General features: G+C 65.3%; 23 protein-coding genes. 14 read left to right on the plus strand and 9 right to left on the minus strand.

Annotated features, from left to right (window positions below; translation table 11 throughout):
• The first annotated feature begins 62 nt into the window (after positions 1–62).
• The 5 genes from CK486_RS10035 (at position 63) to CK486_RS10055 (ending at position 4,450) form a co-directional block, all read left to right on the plus strand.
• Entirely contained in the window at positions 63–956 is an 894-nt protein-coding gene (locus tag CK486_RS10035) for a LysR family transcriptional regulator (RefSeq protein ID WP_095940159.1), read from the plus strand.
• A 109-nt stretch (positions 957–1,065) separates the two neighbouring features.
• Positions 1,066–1,665: a TetR/AcrR family transcriptional regulator gene (locus CK486_RS10040; RefSeq protein ID WP_095940160.1), complete on the plus strand. Its 600-nt coding sequence runs from the start codon at positions 1,066–1,068 to the stop codon at positions 1,663–1,665.
• Entirely contained in the window at positions 1,655–2,539 is an 885-nt protein-coding gene (locus tag CK486_RS10045) for an alpha/beta fold hydrolase (RefSeq protein WP_095940161.1), read from the plus strand. Before CK486_RS10040 ends, CK486_RS10045 begins: the two co-directional genes overlap by 11 nt.
• Positions 2,540–2,575: 36 nt before the next feature.
• Complete coding sequence (locus tag CK486_RS10050; RefSeq protein WP_095940162.1) at positions 2,576–3,007, plus strand: PaaI family thioesterase; 432 nt, start codon at positions 2,576–2,578, stop codon at positions 3,005–3,007.
• A gap of 66 nt (positions 3,008–3,073) precedes the next feature.
• Positions 3,074–4,450, plus strand: a complete 1,377-nt coding sequence (locus CK486_RS10055) for an L-serine ammonia-lyase (RefSeq protein WP_095940163.1) — start codon at positions 3,074–3,076, stop codon at positions 4,448–4,450.
• A 123-nt stretch (positions 4,451–4,573) separates the two neighbouring features.
• Here the strand turns inward: CK486_RS10055 and CK486_RS10060 are convergent, their stop codons facing one another.
• The gene (locus tag CK486_RS10060; RefSeq protein ID WP_095940164.1) at positions 4,574–5,851 is read right to left on the minus strand and encodes an acetyl-CoA C-acetyltransferase; all 1,278 of its coding nucleotides are present in this window, start codon (positions 5,849–5,851) and stop codon (positions 4,574–4,576) included.
• 171 nt (positions 5,852–6,022) lie between these two features.
• On the opposite strand from CK486_RS10060, the gene CK486_RS10065 reads away from it, so the two are divergent.
• Positions 6,023–7,378 (plus strand): 3-oxoacyl-ACP reductase, encoded by a 1,356-nt coding sequence (locus CK486_RS10065; RefSeq protein WP_095940165.1) that lies wholly within the window; start codon positions 6,023–6,025, stop codon positions 7,376–7,378.
• Positions 7,379–7,514: 136 nt separating this feature from the next.
• Positions 7,515–8,015 carry a DUF4136 domain-containing protein gene (locus CK486_RS10070; RefSeq protein ID WP_256574399.1) on the plus strand — a complete coding sequence of 167 codons (501 nt, stop codon included), beginning with the start codon at positions 7,515–7,517 and terminating at the stop codon, positions 8,013–8,015.
• 16 nt (positions 8,016–8,031) lie between these two features.
• Here CK486_RS10070 and CK486_RS10075 read toward each other — a convergent pair whose 3' ends face one another.
• Positions 8,032–8,421 (minus strand): DUF4345 family protein, encoded by a 390-nt coding sequence (locus CK486_RS10075; RefSeq protein WP_095940166.1) that lies wholly within the window; start codon positions 8,419–8,421, stop codon positions 8,032–8,034.
• Between the two features lie 104 nt (positions 8,422–8,525).
• Between CK486_RS10075 and CK486_RS10080 the strand changes: the two genes are divergently transcribed.
• The 3 genes from CK486_RS10080 to CK486_RS10090 all read left to right on the plus strand — a co-directional run bounded on the left by CK486_RS10080 (position 8,526) and on the right by CK486_RS10090 (position 10,824).
• Positions 8,526–9,383, plus strand: a complete 858-nt coding sequence (locus CK486_RS10080) for a PhzF family phenazine biosynthesis protein (RefSeq protein ID WP_095940167.1) — start codon at positions 8,526–8,528, stop codon at positions 9,381–9,383.
• Positions 9,384–9,465: 82 nt separating this feature from the next.
• Positions 9,466–9,891: a DUF411 domain-containing protein gene (locus CK486_RS10085; protein ID WP_095940168.1), complete on the plus strand. Its 426-nt coding sequence runs from the start codon at positions 9,466–9,468 to the stop codon at positions 9,889–9,891.
• Positions 9,892–9,963: 72 nt separating this feature from the next.
• Positions 9,964–10,824, plus strand: coding sequence for a neutral zinc metallopeptidase (locus CK486_RS10090; protein WP_095940169.1), 861 nt, complete (start codon positions 9,964–9,966; stop codon positions 10,822–10,824).
• Here CK486_RS10090 and CK486_RS10095 read toward each other — a convergent pair whose 3' ends face one another.
• From CK486_RS10095 to CK486_RS10110, 4 genes are read right to left on the minus strand one after another with little or no spacing between them, the layout of a single operon-like run.
• Complete coding sequence (locus CK486_RS10095; protein WP_095940170.1) at positions 10,825–11,421, minus strand: HAD family hydrolase; 597 nt, start codon at positions 11,419–11,421, stop codon at positions 10,825–10,827. It lies immediately after the preceding gene.
• Positions 11,418–12,287 carry an acyl-CoA thioesterase II gene (tesB, locus tag CK486_RS10100; RefSeq protein WP_095940171.1) on the minus strand — a complete coding sequence of 290 codons (870 nt, stop codon included), beginning with the start codon at positions 12,285–12,287 and terminating at the stop codon, positions 11,418–11,420. Before tesB ends, CK486_RS10095 begins: the two co-directional genes overlap by 4 nt.
• A 23-nt stretch (positions 12,288–12,310) precedes the next feature.
• Positions 12,311–13,912, minus strand: a complete 1,602-nt coding sequence (locus CK486_RS10105) for a SagB/ThcOx family dehydrogenase (protein WP_176481687.1) — start codon at positions 13,910–13,912, stop codon at positions 12,311–12,313.
• Positions 13,905–14,465, minus strand: coding sequence for a GNAT family N-acetyltransferase (locus tag CK486_RS10110; protein ID WP_256574400.1), 561 nt, complete (start codon positions 14,463–14,465; stop codon positions 13,905–13,907). The genes CK486_RS10105 and CK486_RS10110 overlap by 8 nt, the downstream gene beginning before the upstream one ends.
• Positions 14,466–14,525: 60 nt before the next feature.
• On the opposite strand from CK486_RS10110, the gene CK486_RS10115 reads away from it, so the two are divergent.
• Complete coding sequence (locus tag CK486_RS10115) at positions 14,526–15,440, plus strand: histone deacetylase (RefSeq protein ID WP_095940173.1); 915 nt, start codon at positions 14,526–14,528, stop codon at positions 15,438–15,440.
• A gap of 7 nt (positions 15,441–15,447) precedes the next feature.
• On the opposite strand, the gene CK486_RS10120 is transcribed toward CK486_RS10115, so the two are convergent.
• Positions 15,448–16,635, minus strand: a complete 1,188-nt coding sequence (locus CK486_RS10120) for a diguanylate cyclase (protein ID WP_095940174.1) — start codon at positions 16,633–16,635, stop codon at positions 15,448–15,450.
• Positions 16,636–16,765: 130 nt separating this feature from the next.
• On the opposite strand from CK486_RS10120, the gene CK486_RS10125 reads away from it, so the two are divergent.
• Both CK486_RS10125 and CK486_RS10130 read left to right on the plus strand, forming a co-directional pair.
• Positions 16,766–18,007 (plus strand): TIGR03862 family flavoprotein, encoded by a 1,242-nt coding sequence (locus CK486_RS10125; protein WP_095940175.1) that lies wholly within the window; start codon positions 16,766–16,768, stop codon positions 18,005–18,007.
• 68 nt (positions 18,008–18,075) lie between these two features.
• The gene (locus tag CK486_RS10130; protein WP_095940176.1) at positions 18,076–18,681 is read left to right on the plus strand and encodes a GNAT family N-acetyltransferase; all 606 of its coding nucleotides are present in this window, start codon (positions 18,076–18,078) and stop codon (positions 18,679–18,681) included.
• A 13-nt stretch (positions 18,682–18,694) separates the two neighbouring features.
• Here the strand turns inward: CK486_RS10130 and CK486_RS10135 are convergent, their stop codons facing one another.
• Both CK486_RS10135 and CK486_RS10140 read right to left on the minus strand, forming a co-directional pair.
• Positions 18,695–19,240, minus strand: a complete 546-nt coding sequence (locus tag CK486_RS10135) for an NUDIX hydrolase (protein ID WP_095940177.1) — start codon at positions 19,238–19,240, stop codon at positions 18,695–18,697.
• Entirely contained in the window at positions 19,240–20,310 is a 1,071-nt protein-coding gene (locus CK486_RS10140; RefSeq protein ID WP_095940178.1) for a DUF2333 family protein, read from the minus strand. Before CK486_RS10140 ends, CK486_RS10135 begins: the two co-directional genes overlap by 1 nt.
• A 237-nt stretch (positions 20,311–20,547) precedes the next feature.
• Between CK486_RS10140 and CK486_RS10145 the strand changes: the two genes are divergently transcribed.
• The gene (locus CK486_RS10145; RefSeq protein WP_095940352.1) at positions 20,548–22,179 is read left to right on the plus strand and encodes a PleD family two-component system response regulator; all 1,632 of its coding nucleotides are present in this window, start codon (positions 20,548–20,550) and stop codon (positions 22,177–22,179) included.
• The last annotated feature ends 98 nt before the right edge of the window (positions 22,180–22,277 follow it).

A 22,277-nucleotide genomic window follows, 5' to 3' on the forward strand; every position in this document is an offset into this window, starting at 1 on the left:
GCTTCGAATAAATACGAAGTGATCTACTCTGACTTCTACAGAAATCAATGTTTGGACCCCTCATGCTCAGCCAACTGCGCGACCTCGATCTGCAGCTCCTGCGTCTGTTCGTCACCGTGGTGGAAAGCGGCGGCTTCAGTGCGGCTCAGGGCGAGCTGGGCATCGGCCAGTCCACCATCAGCACCCAGATGGCCAAGCTGGAGACGCGCCTGGGCTTTCGCCTGTGCGAGCGCGGCAAGGCCGGTTTCCGTCTGACGCCCAAGGGTGAGCAGGTGCTGGCCGCCACACGCAAGCTGTTCAGCGCCATCGAGACCTTCAAGGGCGAAGCTCAGGGCATGGCCGACAAGCTGCTGGGCGAGCTGCATATCGGCCTGTCCGAGGCGCTGGCCGACGAGGTGCTGGAACGGGTCGCCGGTGCCATCCACCGTTTCCGCCAACGTAACCAGGCGGTGCAGATCGAACTGCTCAGCGCGATGCCGGCCGAGCTGGAGCGACGCCTGCTGCAGGGCCAGCTGCAACTGGCCATCGGCTATTTTTCCGGCGCACAGACCACGCTGGATTACCGGCCGCTGTTCAGCGAGCAACAGCAGCTGTATTGCGGCCGCGGGCACCCCCTGTTCGGCCGCGCGGACCTCGGCGCGGAAGATCTGGACCGCTGCGACGGCGTGCTGCACCCCTACCGCTTCATCGCCGCCGACGAACCCTGGCAGGCCGGTGCCAGTAGTGCCCGCAGCGAGCAGGTGGAAGGCACGCTGGCCTTCATCCTGTCCGGCGCCCACATCGGCTACCTGCCCGAACACATCGCCGCCCCCTGGGTCGCACGGGGTCAGTTGCAGACTCTGCTGCCCGCCCAGCAGGGCTTCAGCGTCGAGTTCCGCCTGGCCCAGCACCGCGCCCGCCAGCCCAGTGAGGCTCAACGGGCACTGGTCGAGGATCTGCTCAGCGCATTTGCTTAGCGTTTAGCGCAGTTTCCGCACAACTGCCCCAGCGCCTGACCGATTTGCCATCCTTGTCGACGGTTATGACACTTTATTCTCTAGACCGACCGGTCTACATATACCCCCCATGAACACACACACCCTCAGTACCCGCGACAAACTGATCGCCGCCATGGCCGACGCGCTGCAGCGCAAAGGCCTGCATGGCGTTGGTCTGAATGAACTGCTGAGCCAGGCGCAAGCGCCCAAGGGCAGCCTCTATCACCACTTTCCAGGCGGCAAGACGGAGCTGGCGGTGGCGGCGATCGAGTACCTCGGCACCCGCATCGATACCTTCGTCGAACGCCTGTTCAGTGAACACCCCGAACCGCTGCAGGCCCTGCGCCGCTGGCTCGACGGCGGCCTGCAACAGCTGGAAGCCAGTCGTTTCAGCCGGGGCTGCCCGCTGGCCACGGTGGCGCTGGAGAGCGGCCCGGAAGACGTGGAAATCCGTGCTGCCCTGGCCAACTGCTTTGTGCGGCTGCGCGAGGCTCTCGGCCGGCAGATCGCCTCCATGGGTTACCCGCCAGCCAGTGCCAACCAGTTCGCCAGCCTGTTCGTTGCCCTCTACGAAGGCGGTCTGCTGCAAGCCCGCGTGGCCGCCGATTGCCAACCGCTGCTCGATGCCGCCAATGCCCTGTTCGAGCTGCTTCAACACTACCCCCGGGAGATGCGCCATGAAGCCTGAAGCCGCCATCAGCCAGGAACGCCTGAACCTCACCGCCTCCGATGGCTACCCGCTGGTGGCCACCCTCTATCACGCGCCACAGCCCCGCGCCCGCCTGCTGATCGGCGGCGCCACCGGCGTGCCGCAGGGTTTCTACCGCCGCTTTGCCGAGTACGCTGCGCAGCGCGGCTTCACCACACTGAGCGTGGATTACCGAGGCATCGGCCAGTCCAAACAGGGCAGTCTGCGCGGCTTTGCCATGCAGTATCTGGACTGGGCCTGGCACGACCTCGCGGCCGCCCTCGATCACCTGCACGGCGATGACCTGCCCACCTACATGGTCGGCCACTCCTTTGGCGGCCATGCCTTCGGCCTGCTGCCGGGGCATGAGCGGGTATCCGGTTTCTTCACTTTCGGCACCGGTGCCGGCTGGCACGGCTGGATGCCGCGCGGCGAACGCCTGCGCGTGCAGCTGATGTGGAATCTGGTCGGCCCGCTGATCGTGCGGCGCAAGGGCTACCTGGCCTGGAGCAAGCTGGGCATGGGCGAAGACCTGCCGCTGGGCGTGTACCAGCAATGGAAACGCTGGTGCCGCTTCCCCCGCTACTTCTTCGACGACCCAACCATGCCCGGCATGGCCGAACGCTTTGCCGCCGTGCGCACGCCCATAGTCGCTGCCAATACCCTCGACGACCTGTGGGCGCCACCCGCCTCGCGCGATGCCTTCATGGCCCATTACCGCAACGCGCCCTACCAGGCCCGCACCATCGACTCGCCGGCCGAAGGCCTCGGCAACGTCGGTCATATGGGCTACTTCCGCTCCAGCAGCCAGCCTCTGTGGGACGAGGCACTGGACTGGTTCGAACAGCTGCAGAACAACCGTCGCGCCGCCTGAACAGCCGGCTTTCAGACAGAACCCAGGAGAAAACGGATGAACCCGCAACAGATGAGTGGCCTGCAGATCATGCAGGCCTTTGCCGCCGGGCACTTCCCCAAACCCGGTATCGCCAAGACCGTGCCCATGGAAGTCGAAACGGTGGAGCCCAACCGCGTGGTCTTCGCGGTGACCGCCGACGAGCGCCACACCAACCCACTGGGCGGCGTACATGGGGGCTTTGCCGCCACCGTGCTGGACTCGGTGACCGGCTGCGCCACCCACACCGCACTGGCCGCCGGCGAGAGCTACGGCACCATCGAACTGAACGTGAAGATGAGCAAGGCCATTCCGTTCCACCGTACCCTGCGCGCCGAGGGCAAGGTGATCAACGTCAGCTCGCGCCTGGTCATCTCCGAAGGCAGCATCCGCGACGAAGACGGCACCCTCTACGCCTACGGCACCGCCACCTGCATGATCCTGCGCTGAGTCCGTCACGGCCGGGCCGCGGCCAGCAGCTACGCTCAAGGCATAGCCTGTGTCGCGGAGGCCGCCATGGCCCTCAGTGTGCTCGACCTGTTCAAGATCGGTATCGGCCCGTCCAGCTCCCACACGGTCGGGCCCATGCGGGCAGCAGCGCGTTTTGCCGAGGGACTGCGCCGCGACGGTCTGCTGACCGCCACCGCACAGGTACGGGTCGAACTCTATGGTTCACTGGGCGCCACCGGGCGCGGCCATGGCAGCGACAAGGCCGTGCTGCTGGGTCTGGAAGGTGAGCAGCCGGACAGCATCGACACCCGGCAGATCGACGCGCGCCTAGCGGCGATCCACGCCAGCGGCCGCCTGCTGCTGGCCGGTCTGCAGCGCATCCGCTTCGTCGACAGGGAACACCTGGCGCTGATCCGCAAGGCGCTGCCCTATCACCCCAATGGCCTGATCTTCCGCGCCTTCGACAGCGCCGGTCTGCAGCTGCGCGCCCGCGAGTACTACTCGGTGGGCGGCGGTTTCGTGGTCGATGAGGCAGCCGTGGGCGCCGACCGCATCGTTGCCGACCAGACCACCCTGCCCTACCCCTTCCACAGCGCCCGCGAACTGCTCGCCCACTGCCAGAGCACGGGGCTGTCGATCAGCGCCCTGGTGCTGGCCAACGAAGCCGCCTGGCGCCCGGAGGCCGACACCCGCGCCGCACTCTTGGGCATCTGGCAGGTGATGCAGGACTGCGTCGCCGCCGGCTGCCGCCATGAAGGCATCATGCCCGGCGGACTCAAGGTTCGCCGGCGCGCCGCCGACCTGCATCGTCAGCTGTGCGCCCAGCCCGAAGCCAGCCTGCGCGACCCGCTGACCGTAATGGACTGGGTCAATCTCTACGCCCTGGCCGTCAACGAGGAAAACGCCAGCGGCGGCCGGGTCGTCACCGCCCCGACCAATGGCGCCGCCGGCATCATCCCGGCCCTGCTGCACTACTACCGGCGCTTCAGCCCCGGCAGCAGTGACGAAGGCGTGCTGCGCTTTTTGCTTACCGCCGGCGCCATCGCCATGCTGTACAAGGAAAATGCCTCCATCTCCGGCGCCGAAGTGGGCTGCCAGGGCGAAGTCGGCGTGGCCTGTTCCATGGGCGCCGGCGCCCTCTGCGAAGTGCTCGGCGGCACCCCGCAGCAGGTCGAGAACGCCGCCGAAATCGGCATGGAGCACAACCTCGGGCTGACCTGCGACCCGGTCGGCGGACTGGTGCAGGTGCCCTGCATCGAGCGCAACGCCATGGGGGCCGTGAAGGCCATCAACGCCGCGCGCATGGCCCTGCGCGGCGACGGCCAGCACTACATCAGCCTCGACCGGGTCATCCGCACCATGCGCCAGACCGGCGCGGACATGAAGAGCAAGTACAAGGAAACCGCCCGCGGCGGGCTGGCGGTGAACATCATCGAGTGCTGAGCCTGCCCGGCACCGCAAAAAAGAAGGCGGCACTGCTTGCGCAGGCCGCCTCAATCACGGAGTTGACACTCTGTCGAACTCGGCCGCCTACCGACACAACACGGCGGCCCAGTGAACCTTGGATTACTTTTCCAGGATCGCGGTCACACCCTGGCCACCGGCGGCGCAGATGGAGATCAGGCCGCGGCCCTCGCCGGCTACCGAGAGCAGCTTGGCCAGGTTGGCGACGATGCGTCCGCCGGTAGCGGCGAACGGGTGGCCGGCGGCCAGGGAGCTGCCCTTGACGTTCATCTTGCTGCGGTCGATGGCGCCCAGCGGCTTGTCCAAACCCAGGCGGGTCTTGCAGTAGTCGGCGTCTTCCCAGGCCTTGAGGGTGCAGAGCACCTGGGCGGCGAAGGCTTCGTGGATTTCGTAGTAGTCGAAGTCCTGCAGGGTCAGCTGGTTGCGCGCCAGCAGACGTGGCACAGCATAGGCCGGCGCCATCAGCAGGCCCTCGTCACCTTTGACGAAGTCCACGGCGGCCGCTTCGCCATCCTTGAAGTAGGCAAGAATCGGCAGACCACGGGCCTTGGCCCACTCTTCGCTGGCCAGCAGTACCACCGAGGCGCCGTCAGTCAGGGGCGTGGAGTTGGCCGCGGTCATGGTGCCGCGCGCGCTGCGCTCGAAGCAGGGCTTGAGGGTCTTGAGTTTTTCCAGGCTGATGTCCGGGCGCAGGTTCTGGTCGCGGGTCAGACCACGGAACGGGGTGATCAGGTCGCTGTGCCAGCCTTCGGCATAGGAGGCGGCGAGCTTCTGGTGGCTGTTCACGGCCAGTACATCCTGCTCGTCACGCGGGATTTCCCAGCGCTGCGCCATCAGTTCGCAGGACTCGCCCATGGACAGGCCGGTGCGCGGCTCGCCGTTGCGCGGGATGGCCGGGGCCAGATGGCGCGGACGCACTTTCAGCAGGGTCTTGAGCTTGTCGCTGGTGGTCTTGCCGCGGTTGGCTTCGAGCAGAATCTGGCGCAGCTCTTCGTGCACACCGATGGGCGCATCGGAAGTGGTGTCCACACCGCCGGCGATACCGCACTCGATCTGCCCCAGGGCAATCTTGTTGGCCACCAGCAGCGCGGCTTCAAGGCCGGTACCGCAGGCCTGCTGCAGGTCATAGGCCGGCGTCTCAGCCGACAGGCGCGAACCCAGCACGCATTCGCGGGCGAGGTTGAAGTCGCGGGAGTGTTTGAGCACCGCGCCAGCGACGAACTCGCCCATGCGCTGGCCGTGCAGGTTGAAGCGCTCGACCAGACCATCCAGAGCGCTGGTCAGCATGTCCTGGTTGGAAGCCGTGGCGTACACGGTGTTGGAACGGGCGAAGGGGATACGGTTGCCGCCGACGATGGCGACCCGACGCAGCTGGGCCATGGAGTGCTCCTGAAGTTGAGGCTGTTGCCAGTGGCGCACAGGCTAGCGTCTGGCCGAATCGCCGCATTGGCCGCCTTGCCAGGGTGCCAGGCAGCGCGGTCAATTGCGTCATCGCCCGGCATGCGTAGAGTGGCGACACTTTTTCGAACCCTGCACCTCGGGAGCCGCTCCATGTCCGATCGTTACCTTGCCTTCGTCAACTCCAATTTCGGCCGCCGCCTGGCCGGTTCCCTGGGCCTGCCGGCACCGGTACGCCTGGAGCGCTGGATGGCCGGTCGGGCTCGCCCGGTGGATGGCGCCCTGCTGCTCGGCGGCGACGGTGCTCTGACCGAAGCCGCCAGCGGCGTGCTGAACAAGCTGACCGACGAGAGCTACGCCGATGTCGAAGGCCGTTTCGGCCTCAAGCGCTGGACAGCCGAGCACGGCCCGAAACTCAAGGCGCTGGTGTTCGATGCCAGCGGCCTGAGCAAATTCGAGCAACTGATCGAGCTGCGCAACTTCTTCCAGCCAGCCATGAAGGGCCTGGGCAAGTGCCCGCGCGTGGTGGTGCTGGGCCGCGCCCCGGAATCGCTGAAGGACCCGATTGCCGCCAGCGTGCAGCGTTCGCTGGAAGGTTTCACCCGCTCGCTGGGCAAGGAAATCCGCCGCGGCGGCAACGTGCAGCTGCTGTATGTGGCCAAGGGCGCGGAAAACCAGCTGGAAGGCGCCCTGCGTTTCTTCCTCTCGCCCAAGAGCGCCTATGTCTCCGCTCAGGTGCTGCGCCTGACCCCGGCCACTGAGCAGGTCAAGGACTGGACCCGTCCGCTGGCCGGCAAGAAGGCCCTGGTCACCGGCGCCTCGCGCGGTATCGGCGCGGCCATCGCCGAAGTGCTGGCGCGTGACGGCGCCGAGGTGATCCTGCTCGACGTGCCGCCGGCCAAGGACGCGCTGCAGGGTCTGGCCGCCCGCCTGGGTGGCCGTGCCGTAGCGCTGGACATCTGCGCCGAGGACGCACCGGCGCAGCTGCTGGAAGCGCTGCCCGAGGGGGTGGATATCGTTGTGCACAACGCCGGTATCACCCGCGACAAGACCATCGCCAAGATGAGCGATGCCTTCTGGGACTCGGTGATCAACGTCAACCTCAAGGCGCCGCAAGTGCTCACGCAGGCCATGCTCGATGCTGGCAAGATCAATGACAACGGCCGCATCGTGCTGATCGCCTCGATCTCCGGCATTGCCGGCAACCTCGGCCAGAGCAACTACGCCGTCAGCAAGGCCGGTGTCATCGGCCTGGCCCAGGCCTGGGCGCCGACCCTGGCCAAGCGCGGCATCACCATCAACGCGGTAGCACCGGGCTTCATCGAAACCCAGATGACGGCGGCCATCCCCTTCACCATCCGCGAAGCCGGCCGGCGCATGAACTCGATGAACCAGGGTGGCCAGCCGCAGGACGTGGCCGAGGCCGTGGCCTGGTTCGCCCAACCGAGTTCGGGCAGCCTCAACGCGCAGGTGATGCGTGTGTGCGGGCAGAGCTTGCTCGGCGCCTGATAACCGCTACTGTCACCGCCCTGGCCACTGCGTCCGGGCGGTGTTACCGGCGCAGGCCGGGCACCCTTCGCAAGTTCGGCGCCACGCCCGCTCGCCAGCCATTAGCATGAGCGGATTCTCTGCCAGGAATCCGACCATGCAGATCACCCGCCTGTTTGTACCCGCCCTTGCCTTGTTGAGCCTCGTAGGCTGCAGCTCGCCCGCCAAGCAAGCCGTCCAGATCGCCCCCGAGGCCAGTAGCGCGCAGTACCAGAGTTTCAGCGTGGCGCCGATCCGCGCGCCGGGACACCGGCTGGATCTGGAGCAACGCTTCACCACTGCCGTCGTCCGCGCGCTGCAGGCCAAAGGCTACGAACTGCAGCAGAACGCCGATATGCAGGTGATCTACGCGTTGGGCTTAAGCAAGGAAAGCGGCGTCGAACTCAAGCCAGTGCAGGTGGCTGGCGCGACCTATACCCAGACGCTGACCACCGAGGAAGAACGCGCGCGCCTGGCCCTGCGCATCCTCGATAGCCGCAGCAAAGCCGTGCTGTTTCAGGTGGCGATCAGCCGTCAGCTGCACAACCCGGACATGTCGCAGGAGCGCTTCGATCAGGGCGTCGCCAAGCTGCTGGCCGACTTCCCCGCCCGCCGCTAAAACCTGCCGCTGGCACTCACGCCTGCGCCTCGACCTGACGCAGGCAGAGAAACGCCAGCGCCGCCGACACCGCTTCAAACAGCAGCGCGGCAAGGTTGAAGGTCTGCTGCGCGCCACCATCCAGCCACAGGCCGCCGATACGGGCCAGGGCCAGGGCGCCATACAGCAGCACCAGCAGCATACAGGTGGCCTCCAGCAGGCGCGGGCGCAGCAGCGCCAGCCCCAGCCAGGCCGCCAGACCCAGCTGCAGACCACCGTAATAGGCCCGCACATCGGTGACCGCCGCACTCTGCATCAGCAGCATGCCGCTGAGGTTGGCCATGGCCTCCGGCCAGATGAAATAGGCCAGGCCGAAACCGGCCAGCGTCAGGGCCTGAACCCCGAGAAACACACGTGTCCACAGCATCAGCAATCCCCCTTAGAGTCTGCGGCGAGCATAGGGGCAAATCCGCCAAACGCCTACCACTGCCCTGAGTTACAGTGCAGCTTTCCTTTCCGGAGCACTGACCCATGCAGTACTGGCAACTGGACGTATTTGCCGACCGCCCGCTGGCCGGCAATGGCCTGACTGTTTTCGCCGATGCCCGGGGGCTTTCCGCCAGCGCCATGCAGGCTCTGACCGTTGAACTGCGCCAGTTCGAGTCGATCTTTCTCCTGCCAACCGAGAGTGCGGACTGTTTCCGCGCCCATATCTTCACCGCCGAGGAAGAGCTTCCCTTCGCCGGCCACCCCCTGCTCGGCGCGGCGGCACTGCTGCACCATCTGCATGCGGGTGATCAGCACGAAAGCCGCTGGCATCTGCAGCTGCGCGACAAAACCGTTCCCCTGAGCAGTCAGCGGCGCGGCTCAGGCTTCTACACCGAAATGAATCAGGGCAATGCCGAATTCGGCGCGGTGCTGAACGCGCAGCAGGCCCAGTGGCTGGCGCAAGCCTTTGGCAGTGACCATGACAGTCGTCACCCGGCTCAGGTGGTCAGCACCGGCCTGCCCTATGTATTGCTGCCGGTCAGTAGTGCCGGGCTGGCCAAGGCCCGGCAGCGGGAAAACCTGCAGCCGCTGCTCGATGAACTGGGCGCCGCCTTCGTCTTTCTGATGGATGTGGACGCCGCCGAAGGCCGGACCTGGGACCCCGAGGGCGTCATCGAAGACATCGCCACGGGCAGCGCCGCCGGTCCCGTGGCGGCCTGGCGGGTGGCCCGCGGGCTCAACCGGAGCGGTGAGCCGTTCAGGCTCCATCAGGGGCGTTTTCTGCGCCGTCCGAGCCAGCTCGACGTTCAGGTCGGCGCTGACGGGCAGGTCAGGGTCGGCGGAGAGGTTCAGTTGCTGGCCCGCAGTGAATTGCTGCTGAGCGCCGCGCAGCTTTCCTGAGCCGGTCCATATCCTGCAACAGTCCCTGCCTTCAACTGAAAGCGAAGGGCGCGTAGCCTGTTGCTTTTGCCGGAGAACCGCCATGAGATCACTACTGCTTGCCACGCTGCTGCTCAGCGCCACCATCCAGGCCGGTGAAACCCCGGTGATTGATGTTCACCGCGATGCCAACTGTGGTTGCTGCAAGGACTGGATCAAGCACCTCGAAGACAACGGCTTCAAGGTCAACGATCACGTGGAAGCCGACATGAGCGCGGTCAAGGCCCGCCTCGGCGTGCCGCCCCGTCTGGCCTCCTGTCACACCGGGGTGATCAATGGCCAGTTCGTCGAAGGCCATGTGCCGGCCCGCGATGTCCTCGGGCTCAAACAGCGCCCCGAGCTGGCAGGTCTGGCCGTGCCGGGCATGCCCCACGGCTCGCCCGGCATGGAAACCGGCCGTCAGGACAGCTACGAAGTGATCGGCCTCGACCGTCAGGGCAAGGAAAGCGTGGTGCAGAGCTACCCCTGATACATACCCACTTGCCGGGCGTCCGACGAAAGGCAACACTGCAGCGATAACCCTCTGCACAAGGTTCGCCGTATGCCCGTCTTGCCCAGCCTGCATGCCCGCCCTTCCGCCCTGCGCCAGCAGGGCGGCATCCTCCTCAAACTGCTGCTGGGCCTGGTGATACTGCTGGTTATCGGCGCGGCGCTGCTGTTCAAGCTGCGCCCGGAACTGTTCGCCATGCTGCAGAGCACACCGGTCATCCCGGCACCGAGCACCGCGCAGGTGCCTGTCGAAAAGCCCAAACCCATTGTTCCGCCAAGCGACAGCCGCCAGCTGGTACAGGCGGTGTTGCTCAGCAGCGAAGATGTGCTGGGCGAGCTGATGGCGCGCGGCGATCAGGTTTACAAGAAGCCAAAAAGCCAGCTGTTCGAAGGCAGCGTCAGCAACCCCTGTACCACGCCGGCCAAGGCCAGCGGCACCTTCTACTGCGCCCGTAACAAAACGCTGTACATCGATCTGGGCCAGTTGCAGCAACTGCAGCGGGACTACCCCGCAGAGGGAGCCGTCGCCCAGGCCTACCTGATCATGCGATCCGTGAGTCAGCACGCCAGCGCTCAGACCGGCCTCTATGCCCGCTTCAAGATGGCCCGGCAGATCGCCGGCAAGGGCAAGGAAGGCGAGGAGCTCAAGCTGCGCTTCAACCTGCTCAAGGACTGCTTCACCGGGGTTTGGGCCGGCTATGCCCGCAAACGCCTGGACTGGCTGGAGGAGCGCCACCTCAGCGCGGCGCTGATCGCGGCCAACGTGGTGACCCAGCGGCGCATGCAGAATGACAGCACCAGCCAGTGGCCGGAGCCGATCAGCCATGGCACCTCCAGCCAGCGCGAATATGCACTCAAGCAGGGCTTTGAGTCCGGCGACCCGATGACCTGCGACCCCTTTATCCGGCCCTGATCAGAGCAGCGCCAGCAACTCGGCGCAGCTGCCGGCATGCAGGTCGGTCAGCTGCGGCCAGGGGTTGTCCGGCAGGTTGACCAGCACCGCGCAGGCTCCAGCCTGACGGGCGCACTCCAGGTCATAGCGATAATCACCCACCATCACCAGACGGCTGCTGGGCACCTGCCAGTGGGCCGCCAGATGCAGCAGGCCACCCGGATCAGGCTTGGGCGGTGCCTCGTCACGACCGAGGATGGCCGCATCGGCAAAGCACCCGCGCAGGCCGATGACCTCCAGCGTCAGATCGGCCAGCGGCAGGGCATTGCGGGTCAGGATGCCCAGCTGGCAACCGCGCCGGGACAAGGCCTGCACCAGCTCACGGGCACCGGGCGCCGGCTGTGCGGCCAGGGCCAGCTCGCGCTCATGGGCCAGCAGCCAGGCATGCTTGGCCGCTGCCTCATCCTCCGGCAGCTGTGCCAGATGCGCGAGGATGTCGTGCTCCTGGGGGATGTCCAGAGCACGCTTGATCGCCGGAAAGTCGTGAATCGCCAGAGTCAGGGTGCCGTCCATGTCGAACACCCAGTGCTGGCGGTCACGCAGCGCCGCAGGGGTCATTTCCAGTCTTCGCGCAGACGGGTCAGGCCTTCCTGAGCCACCGAAGCCACCAGTTGGCCGGCGCGGTTGTAGATGCTGCCACGGGAGAACCCGCGGGCATTGCCCGACCAGGGGCTGTCCATGCTGTACAGCAGCCAGTCGTCCATGCGCAGGTTGGCGTGGAACCACAGCGAATGGTCGAGACTGGCCACCTGCATGAACTTCTGGAACACCGACACGCCATGGGGCTGCATCGAGGTGGTCAGCAGGTTGAAGTCACTGGCGTAGGCCAGCAGGAACTTGTGCAGTTGCGGCTCGTCCGGCAGGTTGCCGGCGGCACGGAACCATACATGCTTGACCGGCTCGCAGGGCTTGGGCGCGAAGGGGTTGATCAGCGTAACCGGGCGAATCTCGATCGGTTTTTCGCTGGTGGCGCGCTCGCGCATGCGCTCGGGAATCATCGGCGCCACCATGCGCGCCAGCTCGGTTTCCGATTTCAGTTCCTCCGGCCCCGGCACCTCAGGCATCTGCGGCTGGTGGCTGAAGCCTTCTTCGTCGTACTGGAACGAAGCGGCGCAGCTGAAGATCGGCTTGCCCTTCTGGATCGCCGTCACCCGGCGGGTGCTGAAGCTGCCGCCGTCGCGGATGCGCTCGACCTGATAGACCACCGGAATGGTGGCATCGCCGGGGCGCAGGAAATAGCCGTGCATCGAGTGCACATGGCGCGCCTCCTCCACCGTCTGACTGGCCGCCGAGACGCACTGGCCAAGCACCTGGCCACCGAACAGCTGGCGAAAGCCGAGGTCCTGACTGAGACCGCGAAACAGGTTTTCCTCGATCTGCTCAAGGCTGAGCAGGGCCACCAGGTTATCCAGCACGTGGGTCATGGGTTCTCCTCTAATGCCCGGGCTCAGGTTTGCCCGGGGCGACGCAAGGTGGGGTAAGCCGGCTGGCTGCTCAGGCGCAGATCCCAGACGGCACGACCAAGGGTGAAATGGTAAAGGCTTTGCAGGCGGCTGTCGGCAATCCCGAGCAGTTCATGCACGGCATCATCGAAGTAACAGCCGATGCCGGTCCCGGACAGACCTGCCGCCTCGGCCTCCAGATAGAGCAACTGACCGATCTGGCCGCACTCCCAATACAAGCGCGGATAGGCCCAGCTGCCATTGGCCAGGGCGTCATCGAAGTGCGCCAGCATGGCCACCGCCAGGCAGCCATCGGCGGCGATGTCCTGACCGCAGCTGAGAAACTGTGCCACCCCGCGGGCATCACCCTCCAGCAGCCGGTACAGCGGCAGGGCCCCGCTGACCGGCTGCCAGAGGAAATCCGCACGCAAGGCCTGCGGCCCGCTGCCGGTCCGGTCCAACCAGTACAGGCCGGGCGTCAGGCCCTCGACACGATGAACAAACAGCAGCAGGTCGACGCGCGGCGTATCGCCCGTCAGTGCCAGCGGCACCGGCGAGTGCCCCGGCAGCAGGCGCGCCAGCCAGCTGTCGAGCAGCTCGCGGCGGATGCCACTGCGCCCGTCCATGCTTTGCGCACTGCGGCGCCGGTGCAACAAGGGGCGTAGCAGCAGCTCCGGCTCCTCGACCGTGCCCTGCCCTGCCACCTCCGCCCACGGCCGTAGCGGCAACTGAGGTGCCCGGCACAGCGCCTGCGCACGCCCCAGTTCCGGCCAGTGCCGCTGTTCAGCCGACAGCCGATTGGGCAGCCCCAGCCGTGGCAGCGTGGACAGCCCAGCCAGCAGCGTCTCGCGCAGATGCGGCTCAGCGTGTTGCGGCGGCCCGATCCAGAGCAGACAGTCGGCCTGTTCAGCCTCGGCAAACTCCGCCTGATCCAGCCCCAGCACCGCGTCCAGCCGCGCCTCCGCCACCCCGTGTAGCAGGCGCACCTGCCAACCCAGCGCACTGGCGGCGATAGCCAGCGCCGCCTGGGCGTGACCCAGGTCGTGCTGGCAATAGCGGTAAGCCCGTTCGCCATACTTCCATGCCTCGCGCCAGGCAATGCTGGACAGGCCCAGCAGAAAGCCTCCGGCCGGCACTGCTGCAGCCAGCATCGTGCCGAGCGCCTGTGGCAGTTCGCTGCGGACCTCCAGGGCATGCTCATCCGGTGCGTAATGGGCCAGCAGACCCGGTTCGCCGGCCACCGCTGGAGGCAGCAGCAGGTAGGCCTCGGTCGGGTGCAGGTTGCCCGAGGAAGGGTTGACCCGCAGGGCCCAGCGATTTCCCCCGGCCTCCTTCCACGCCGAAAGGGCCAGGCTGTCGTAGAGCAACTGGCCGAGGCTGGCCAGATTCAGCGGCGCCGGCTCGCCCAACGGCGCGGCAAACACCGCCTCGTAGGCCGGCGACTGCTCCAGCGGGCGATGTGGCAGTTCGATCAGCGCCGCGCCGGCATAGCGGCGAAACGGCGCAGGCTGGCAGGCCCAATCCAGATAGCCCGGCCCCGGCGCATAGTGCTGCGGCTGGTGTTTGCTCAGCGCATGGTAGGCGTAGACGCCTTGCAGATCAGTCATGTTGGAATTCCTGCCACTCTTGCCAACTGAGACGGTACAGCACATGGGCCGACAGCGGGTGCGTGGCCGGCAGACGCGGATGGGCAAAATCGCCCTGCTCGTCGCGGCGCAGACCAAGACGCTGCATCAACGCCCGCGAGCGCTGATTGGCCGGCACGGTAAAGGACACCAGTTGCGCCAGCCCCAACTGGGCAAAGGCACAATCGCGCGCCGCGCGGGCCGCCTCCAGCGCCAGCCCCTGCCCCCAGTGGGCCCGGCCCAGCCGCCAGCCGATCTCCACCGCCGGAGCAAAGGGCGCGGCAAAACTCAGCTGCAGCAATCCGGTAAAACCGATGAAGGCGCCGCTGTCACGACGCTCAAGGGCCCACAGGCCGTAACCATATTGCGCGAAGTGCGCACGAATACGCTCAGCCAGGGCATCGCTTTGCGCCCGGTCGAGACAGGCCGGGAAATAGCGCATCACCTCGGCATCGCTGTTGAGCGCGGCAAAACCCGCCAGGTCTTCGTCGCGCAACTGCCGCAGCAGCAGCCGGGGGGTTTGCAGTTCGATCACGGTTTGCGCCTCGCTGAATCCGCACAGCATACTGCCTCAAGCCCGTTGCCGAGCCCCGTCATGCCGCTGCCGCTGATCTACCACGAGGATTACAGCCCGCCCTTTCCGGCCGGGCACCGCTTCCCCATGGCCAAGTTCCGCCTGCTCAAGGAGCAGTTGCTGGCCAGCGGTATCACGCGCGAAGAACAGCTGCTGCGCCCGGCCATCTGTCCGCCGGAGATTCTCGCACTGGCGCACTGCCCGGCCTACATCGAACGTTTCATGAGTGGCACCCTCAGCCACGAAGAGCAGCGCCGCCTTGGCCTGCCCTGGAGCGAAGCGCTGGCACGGCGAACCGTACGCGCCGTGGGCGGCTCGCTGCTGGCCGCCGAGCAGGCGCTGGAACATGGCATTGCGTGCCATCTGGCCGGTGGCACACACCATGCCCACTACGACTTCCCCTCGGGTTTCTGCGTGTTCAATGACGCCGCCATCGTCAGCCGATACCTGCTGAGCAGACAGCGGGTTGCGCAGGTTTTGATCGTCGACTGCGATGTGCATCAGGGCGACGGCACGGCACGCCTGCTTGCGGATACGCCGCAGGCGTTCACCCTGTCACTGCACTGCGCGAAGAACTTCCCCGCGCGCAAGGCGCAGAGCGACTGGGACATCGAGCTGCCCAACGGCATGGGTGACGACGAATACCTGCGCATTCTGGACGATGCTCTGGACGTGCTGCTGCCGCGTCTGCAACCGGATCTAGTGCTGTATATCGCCGGGGTGGATGTGCACGCCGATGATGCCCTCGGCTATCTGCAACTCAGCGATGCCGGCATTGCCGCGCGTGATCGCCTGGTGCTGGAGCGCTGCCTGGAACGCGATATTCCGGTGACCGGCCTGCTCGGCGGCGGTTATGACCCGGACCCGGCCCGGGTCGCCGCCCGCCATGCAATCCTGCACAGCAGTGCGGCCGAGCTGTGGAAGGTCTGGCGCTGATTAGCGGTTAGAGCAGTACTTGGTTACGGCCGGCATGCTTGGCCCGGTACAGCGCTTCATCGGCGCGCTGGTAGAGCGTACCGGATGACTCTTCCGGGCCGGACAGCGCCAGACCCAGACTGGCAGTCATCACCGGCAGGGTAGTCGAGCTGCGGTGCTCGATGGCCAGTTGCTCGATGGCCTGGCGCACTTCTTCAGCCAGGCTGTTCAGCGCCTGTTCATCGCAGTCGAACAGCAGCAGGGCAAACTCCTCCCCGCCCAGGCGCACCGCCATGTCCAGCGGACGGCGGGCAAAGTCGTGCAGTACCCGCGCCACTCTCTGCAGGGCCAGATCACCGGCACGGTGACCGTAGCTGTCGTTGTAGGCTTTGAAGTGGTCGAGGTCGACCAGCACCAGACCAATACGACACTTCTGCCGCCGCGCCTGGAGGAACAGCACGGCCAGTTTCTGCTCCAGACTGCGGCGGTTGTACAGGCCGGTCAGGCTGTCTCTCTCAGCCAGCCAGTTGAGCAGGTGCCGCGACAGAAATTGCTCGCGCTGGTTGTGATCGCGCAGGTAACCACCGCCGGCGCTGACCAGCACGCCAAGGAACAGGTACACCGCGGTGAGGTTGAACGCCCGTAGGTAATCGCCGATCAGCAGCCATTGAGCCAGCAGGAAACTGCCGATGGAAATCGCCAGGCCAACCATCAGGCTGGTGTAGAAGGTCATGCCCAGCGGGAAGAACGCGGCAATGGTGAGCAGGATCACGCCGTCATAGGAGGCCTGCATGCCCAGACGGCTGTACAGCATGTTGATCAGCGCGGTGACTATCCCTGTCAGGGCGATCACCCAGGGCGTCAGTGGCAGGGTGAGGAACTCAAGGCGCTTGAGCAGAATCATCAATTGCGCCCCCACCAGCAAGCCAAGCACGGCCCAGCGCAGGTGCAACAGCCAGCTGGCTGTTTCACTGAGCTGTACACCCACAGTGAATGGCTGCAAACGGTGCAAATCTACCGCGACGAAACCACACCAGATCAGAAGAGCCAGAACAATAGCGATACGCCGCTGACGAATCGCTGCAGCGCCCAGGTATTGGTGGTATTCACGTTCCAGTTGCGGCTCAAAGCGCAACCAGACAAAGCCCTTGAGCAATTGCTGCAAATAAGGGTTACCCGGGGTTCCGCGAAACAGTTCTTCGAAACTGGACAACATCGATCGGCGCCACTCTTTATAGGTGTTCTAGGCCCGCATACCGTTAAAGGTAGTGCCGCCGGCACGGGAAAGCCAGCCTTGCGCTTGCACTGACTAGGCTAGAATGCGCCTCCCCTGCCTGGAGACCCGCATGACTTCAACCTCTTCTGCCGCGCTGCCCATCGTGATTGTCGGCGGCGGGCCGGCCGGCCTGATGGCCGCCGAAGTACTGGCTGAGCAGGGCCTACCGGTAGCGCTGTACGATGCCATGCCCTCGGTCGGGCGCAAGTTTCTGCTGGCCGGGGTGGGCGGCATGAATATCACCCACGCCGAAGCGCTCCCCGAGTTCATTAATCGCTACGGCGAACGCAGCCAGCAGATCGGTCAGCTGCTGCAGGACTTTTCGCCCGACCAGTTGCGCCAGTGGATTCACGGACTGGGCATCGACACCTTTGTCGGCAGCTCCGGCCGGGTATTTCCCTCAGACATGAAAGCCGCCCCCCTGCTGCGCGCCTGGCTGCGACGCCTGCGCGAGCTGGGCGTGGTCATCCATACCCGCCAGCGCTGGCTGGGCTGGACCGAAGATGGCGCCCTGCGCTTTGTCGGGCCAGAGGGGGAACACAGGGTTGCCGCGCGCGCCACCCTGCTCGCCCTGGGCGGCGGCAGCTGGCGCCGACTGGGCTCGGACGGCGCCTGGCTACCCTGGCTGGCTGAGCGCGGCGTGCAGGTTGCACCACTGCAGCCGAGCAACTGCGGTTTTGTCAGCCAGCCGTGGAGTGAGTTGTTCGTCGAGCGTTTTGCCGGCGCACCGGTCAAGCCGGTGGCGCTGAGCCTGGGCGATGATGCGCCGCGCCAGGGGGAGTTCGTGATTACCACGCAGGGCATTGAAGGCAGCCTGGTGTACGCCCTCTCGGCGGCCATCCGTGAGCAGATCAACCGTAACGGGCAGGCCAGGGTCTGGCTCGATCTGCTGCCCGGGCGCAGCGTGGATAAAGTCGCCAGCCTGCTGAGCAAGCCGCGCGGGCGCAAATCCCTGAGCAATCACCTGCGCAGCCAGCTCGGCTTGGAAGGCGTGCGCGCCGCCCTGCTGCGCGAACTGGGTGACGCCCGGCAGTTCGACGAGCCACTCGCCCTCGCCCACCAGCTCAAGCACCTGCCTCTCACGCTGCTGCGCACGCAGCCGCTGGATGAGGCCATCAGCAGCGCTGGCGGCGTAACCTTCGAAGCCCTGGATGAACGACTGATGCTGCGCCAGTTGCCCGGCGTGTTCTGTGCCGGCGAGATGCTCGACTGGGAAGCCCCCACCGGTGGCTACCTGCTCACCGCCTGTTTCGCCAGCGGCCGCGCCGCCGCCAGGGGCCTGACCGACTGGCTGCAGCAACAGGCGGATTGATCGACACAGGTGAAAACTGCAATATGGAACGAATGTTCCATATTGCAGTTTTCAACGGAGCCATTCCGATGGGCCTGACCATCCGCCGCGCCACTCCCGCCGATGCCGACGCCTGCGTGCCGCTGATCTACAGTTCGGGGCCTGCAGCCTTCGAGCATGTCTTCGCCTGTGGCCAACTGACCGCCCAGGATTTTCTGCGCCCGGCCTTCTGCTCAGGTTTCGGCCAGTTCGGCTGCCGGCAACACTGGCTGATCGAAGAGAACGGCCAGGTCCTGGCTACCGGCACCGCCTACAGCGGCCGCGACACCCTGGCCTACAGCCTGCGCTCGGCCCGGCAGATCCTCTCCCACTACAGCTTTCGTGCGGCGCTGGGAGTGCTGAGCCGAGGTCTGGCGATGGAGCGCCTGATACCGCCGCCGCCCCGCGAAACCTGGTATCTCGCACATCTGGGTGTTGCCGCAGAGGCCCGCGGCCAGGGCCTTGGCCAGCAGTTGGTTGACCACCTGGAGCAACAGGGGCGCACGGCTGGATTTGAGCGGGTGGCACTGGACGTGGCTGCCAGTAATCCGCGCGCGCAGGCCCTCTATGAGCGGTTGGGTTACCGGCTGGAGAAGGCGCGGACATCCACCATCGCCGGGGTGGCTGATCACCGCTACCTGAGCAAGGCGCTGTGATTCCGGCGACACACTAGTTCGTACTTGTAGCACTCAGGTAATGCTGGAGCGCCACCAGCGAGTCAGGGCACACCGGCCGCTCACCAGTCCAGCTGAGTACCTGCGTCGGCTCCAGGAAGCCGGCCTCCAGCACTTCCTCAGGCTGCAGTCGCAGCGGACCGTCCCACACAGCGGAAAACACTGCACACCACAGACGGTTGTCCGGCTGATCGAAGAAAAAGCGGCCATGCTCGCGTAGCGGCACACCCGCCACGCCCAGCTCTTCCTCCAGCTCGCGGGAAGCCGACAGGGCATAGTCCTCGTCGGCCTGAACCATGCCACCTGCCGCCACATCCCAGTAACCGGGATAGATCGCCTTGCTTAGCGCCCGGCGGTGCACACACAGCTCGCCCACGCTGTTGAACAGCAGGATGAAGGTACCACGCCCGATCAACCCGCGCTGGCGCAGCTCGGCACGCGGCAAGGCACCTAGCAGACCGTCCTGCTCGTCGACCCAGGCAATCAGCTCGGCATCCGAGGCCGCGCGGTGCGCAGCCTCGGCGGGCGACCAGTTGTTCATCAGCCCTGGCTCAGCAAGGTGCGCAGATCCAGAATCGCCGCGTTGGCGCGGGAGATGTAGTTGGCCATCACCAGCGAGTGGTTGGCCAGCACACCGAAACCGTCGCCATTGAGGATCATCGGGCTCCACATCGGCTCCTGAGTGGCCTCCAGCTCACGGATGATCTGACGCAGGCTGACAGTGGCGTTCTTCTTCGCCAGTACGTCACCGAAGTCGACCTCAACAGCGCGCAGCAGATGCGACAGCGCCCAGGCCTGACCACGGGCCTCGTAGAACACGTTATCGATCTGCAGCCAGGGCGTTTCGATCATTTCCTCACGAACCTGTCCTGGATTGGCTCCGGTCGCCAGTTGGTCATCCGACAGATCAGTATTCAGACGCACGCGGCCAACGCTGGCCGACAGACGCTGGGACAGCGAGCCAAGACGGGTAGCCACATCGCCCAGCCAGTTGTTGAGGTTGTCGGCGCGGGCATAGAACTGCGCATTGCCCTGGGCAGGATCAACCAGCTGCGCCAGGTAACGGTCCAGAGAACCAATGCCCAGGCGGTATTCAGCCTCGGAAGCCGGCAGCGCCCAGCTCTTGTTGTCAAAGTGGAAACGCGGCTCGGCCTTGCCCAGGTTCGGATCCTCGGTGGACTGCGACTGGGAACGGGCAAAGTCCTTGCGCAGAGCACGGGACATATCACGCACCTGCACCAGCACGCCGTACTCCCAGCTCGGCATATTGTCCAGCCAGATACCCGGCGGAGCGAGGTCGTTGGACAGGTAGCCACCCGGCTTGTCCAACAGGGTGCTTGCCACGGTCTTCAGGGTTTCCACCGTGGTGTAACCGCGCACCAGCTCGCGCTGGGCCTTTTCCGCCGCGGCCTGGGCATTCTGCTGCACCGGGAACAGCGCTGGCTCCTGGCTCCAGTACCAGCCGACAATCAAAGCCCCCAGCAGGTAAATGGCCAGGAGGGTACCCAGCGCCCGACTGACCCACAGGCCACCCAGGTAGCTCTGCACGTCCTCGACCGAATCATCCACCCGTCCACGAACCTCTTCGCTGCGTTTCTTCCAGTCCAGCATGAGCAATTCCTTCAATCACTTGCATGAAAAGAATGAGTCGCTTGTGGCGACGCTGGCTTCACTATAAGGGATGCACGCCACAGGCGGCAGCGTTGACCGACAAACTTAGGGCCGGCGCTGATCCAGGATGGAAGGCGGGATGGAAGGACAGCAGCCAATGACAGGCGGTAGTTTATTGGCGCCAAACAAGTGCTAGCATGCTGCCATCATTGCCATCCGAGCGCCTGTATGCGCCCCATGTCCGAACAAGACGACCCGTCCCGCGACCGCCTAAAGCATCACTTCGCCCAGCGAGTGACCAATCAGGCGCGTCAGGTGCTGGAAGTCTGGCAGCGACTGCAGCGCACAGAATGGAATGCCGCCACGCTGGCCGAGCTGGATGATGCCAGCCTCCGCCTGCTGCGCTATGCAGAACGCTTCGAGCAAGTTGGCCACAGCCAGCTGGCACATGCCATTCAGCAATGCGTGGAAGGCGTACGCGCCAATCGCGGCCGCCTGTCCAGCGATCTGATCAGCGAGCTCAGCCAGCTGATGCAACGCCTGTCCCGCACCGGCCTGCGCCATGGCGACCAGCTCGAACAGATCGCCCTCCCGGCCCTGCGCAAGCCTGTTTATCTGGCCCTGCAGGACTTGGAACGCTGTGAGCGACTGGTTCAGCAGTTGCACTCCTTCGGGCTTAACGCGATCGGCTGCTCAACCCGCGAGGCTCTGCTCGCTGCCTGTGAGGAACGGCGCCCGGCGGCCCTGCTTATCGACCTTGATTTCAGTGGTGCCCAGCAGGGCGTGTCCATCGTTCAGGAATTACAGAACGACCAGGAAAATCGCCTGCCGGTGCTGTTCTGCAGTGATACCGAAGCCGACACACCAACCCGCCTGGCCGCAATCCGCGTAGGCGGGGAGGATTTTTTCTGCGGCAGTGTCGACGCATCCAGCCTGCTCGAGCGTATCGAGCAGTTGACTCACAGCACCCATGACGACCCGTTCCGCGTACTGGTGGTGGACGACTCACGCGCGCAATCGACCCACGCCGAGATGGTGCTCAACAGCGCCGGCATCATTACCCGCACGCTGAACAACCCGATCGAAACTCTCGATGTGCTGGCAGAGTTCCAGCCTGACCTGATCATCCTCGACATGTATATGCCTGACTGTCAGGGCCCCGAGCTGGCCAAGGTTATTCGACAGCATGAACGCCATGTCAGCGTGCCGATCATCTTCCTTTCGGCAGAGGAAGACCTGGACAAACAACTTGATGCAATGAGCGAAGGCGGCGACGACTTCCTCACCAAACCGATCAAGCCACGTCACCTGATTGCCACCGTGCGTACCCGCGCCGCCCGCGCCCGCAGCCTCAAGGCGCGTATGGTGCGTGACAGCCTGACCGGACTGTACAACCACACCCATACACTGCAACTGCTGGAAGATGCCTGTCGCCGTGGCCTGCGCAGCGGCACCCCGGTCAGTTTTGCCATGCTCGATATCGACCATTTCAAGAAGGTCAACGACACTCACGGACACCCCATGGGCGATCGCGTGATCAAGAGTCTGGCACTGTTCCTCAAGCAGCGCCTGCGCAAGACCGATCACATCGGTCGCTACGGTGGCGAAGAGTTTGCCGTCGTGCTGCCCGATACGGACAAGCAAACGGCTTGGCGAATACTCGATGAAATTCGCCAGCGTTTTGCTGAGATTCACTTTCCCGCTGGTCAGCAGGACCTGCACTGCACCTTCAGCAGTGGCATTGCCGAACTGGAAATCGGTCTCGACTCCAAAGCCCTCTCCAAACGTGCTGACGAAGCGCTCTATGTCAGCAAACATGGCGGACGAAACCGCGTATCGATCTTTCAGGACGAGCCCGCACTGTCATAAAACCGCAACGGTACCGCCATAAATTGCGTGAAGAAATTCACAATCGCGGTACCACGCCATGCGCCTCAAAACCCTGACTAACCTCACCACGGTTTTGC

The sequence above is a fragment of the Pseudomonas sp. HAR-UPW-AIA-41 genome (genome assembly GCF_002304225.1).
GTDB lineage: Bacteria > Pseudomonadota > Gammaproteobacteria > Pseudomonadales > Pseudomonadaceae > Aquipseudomonas.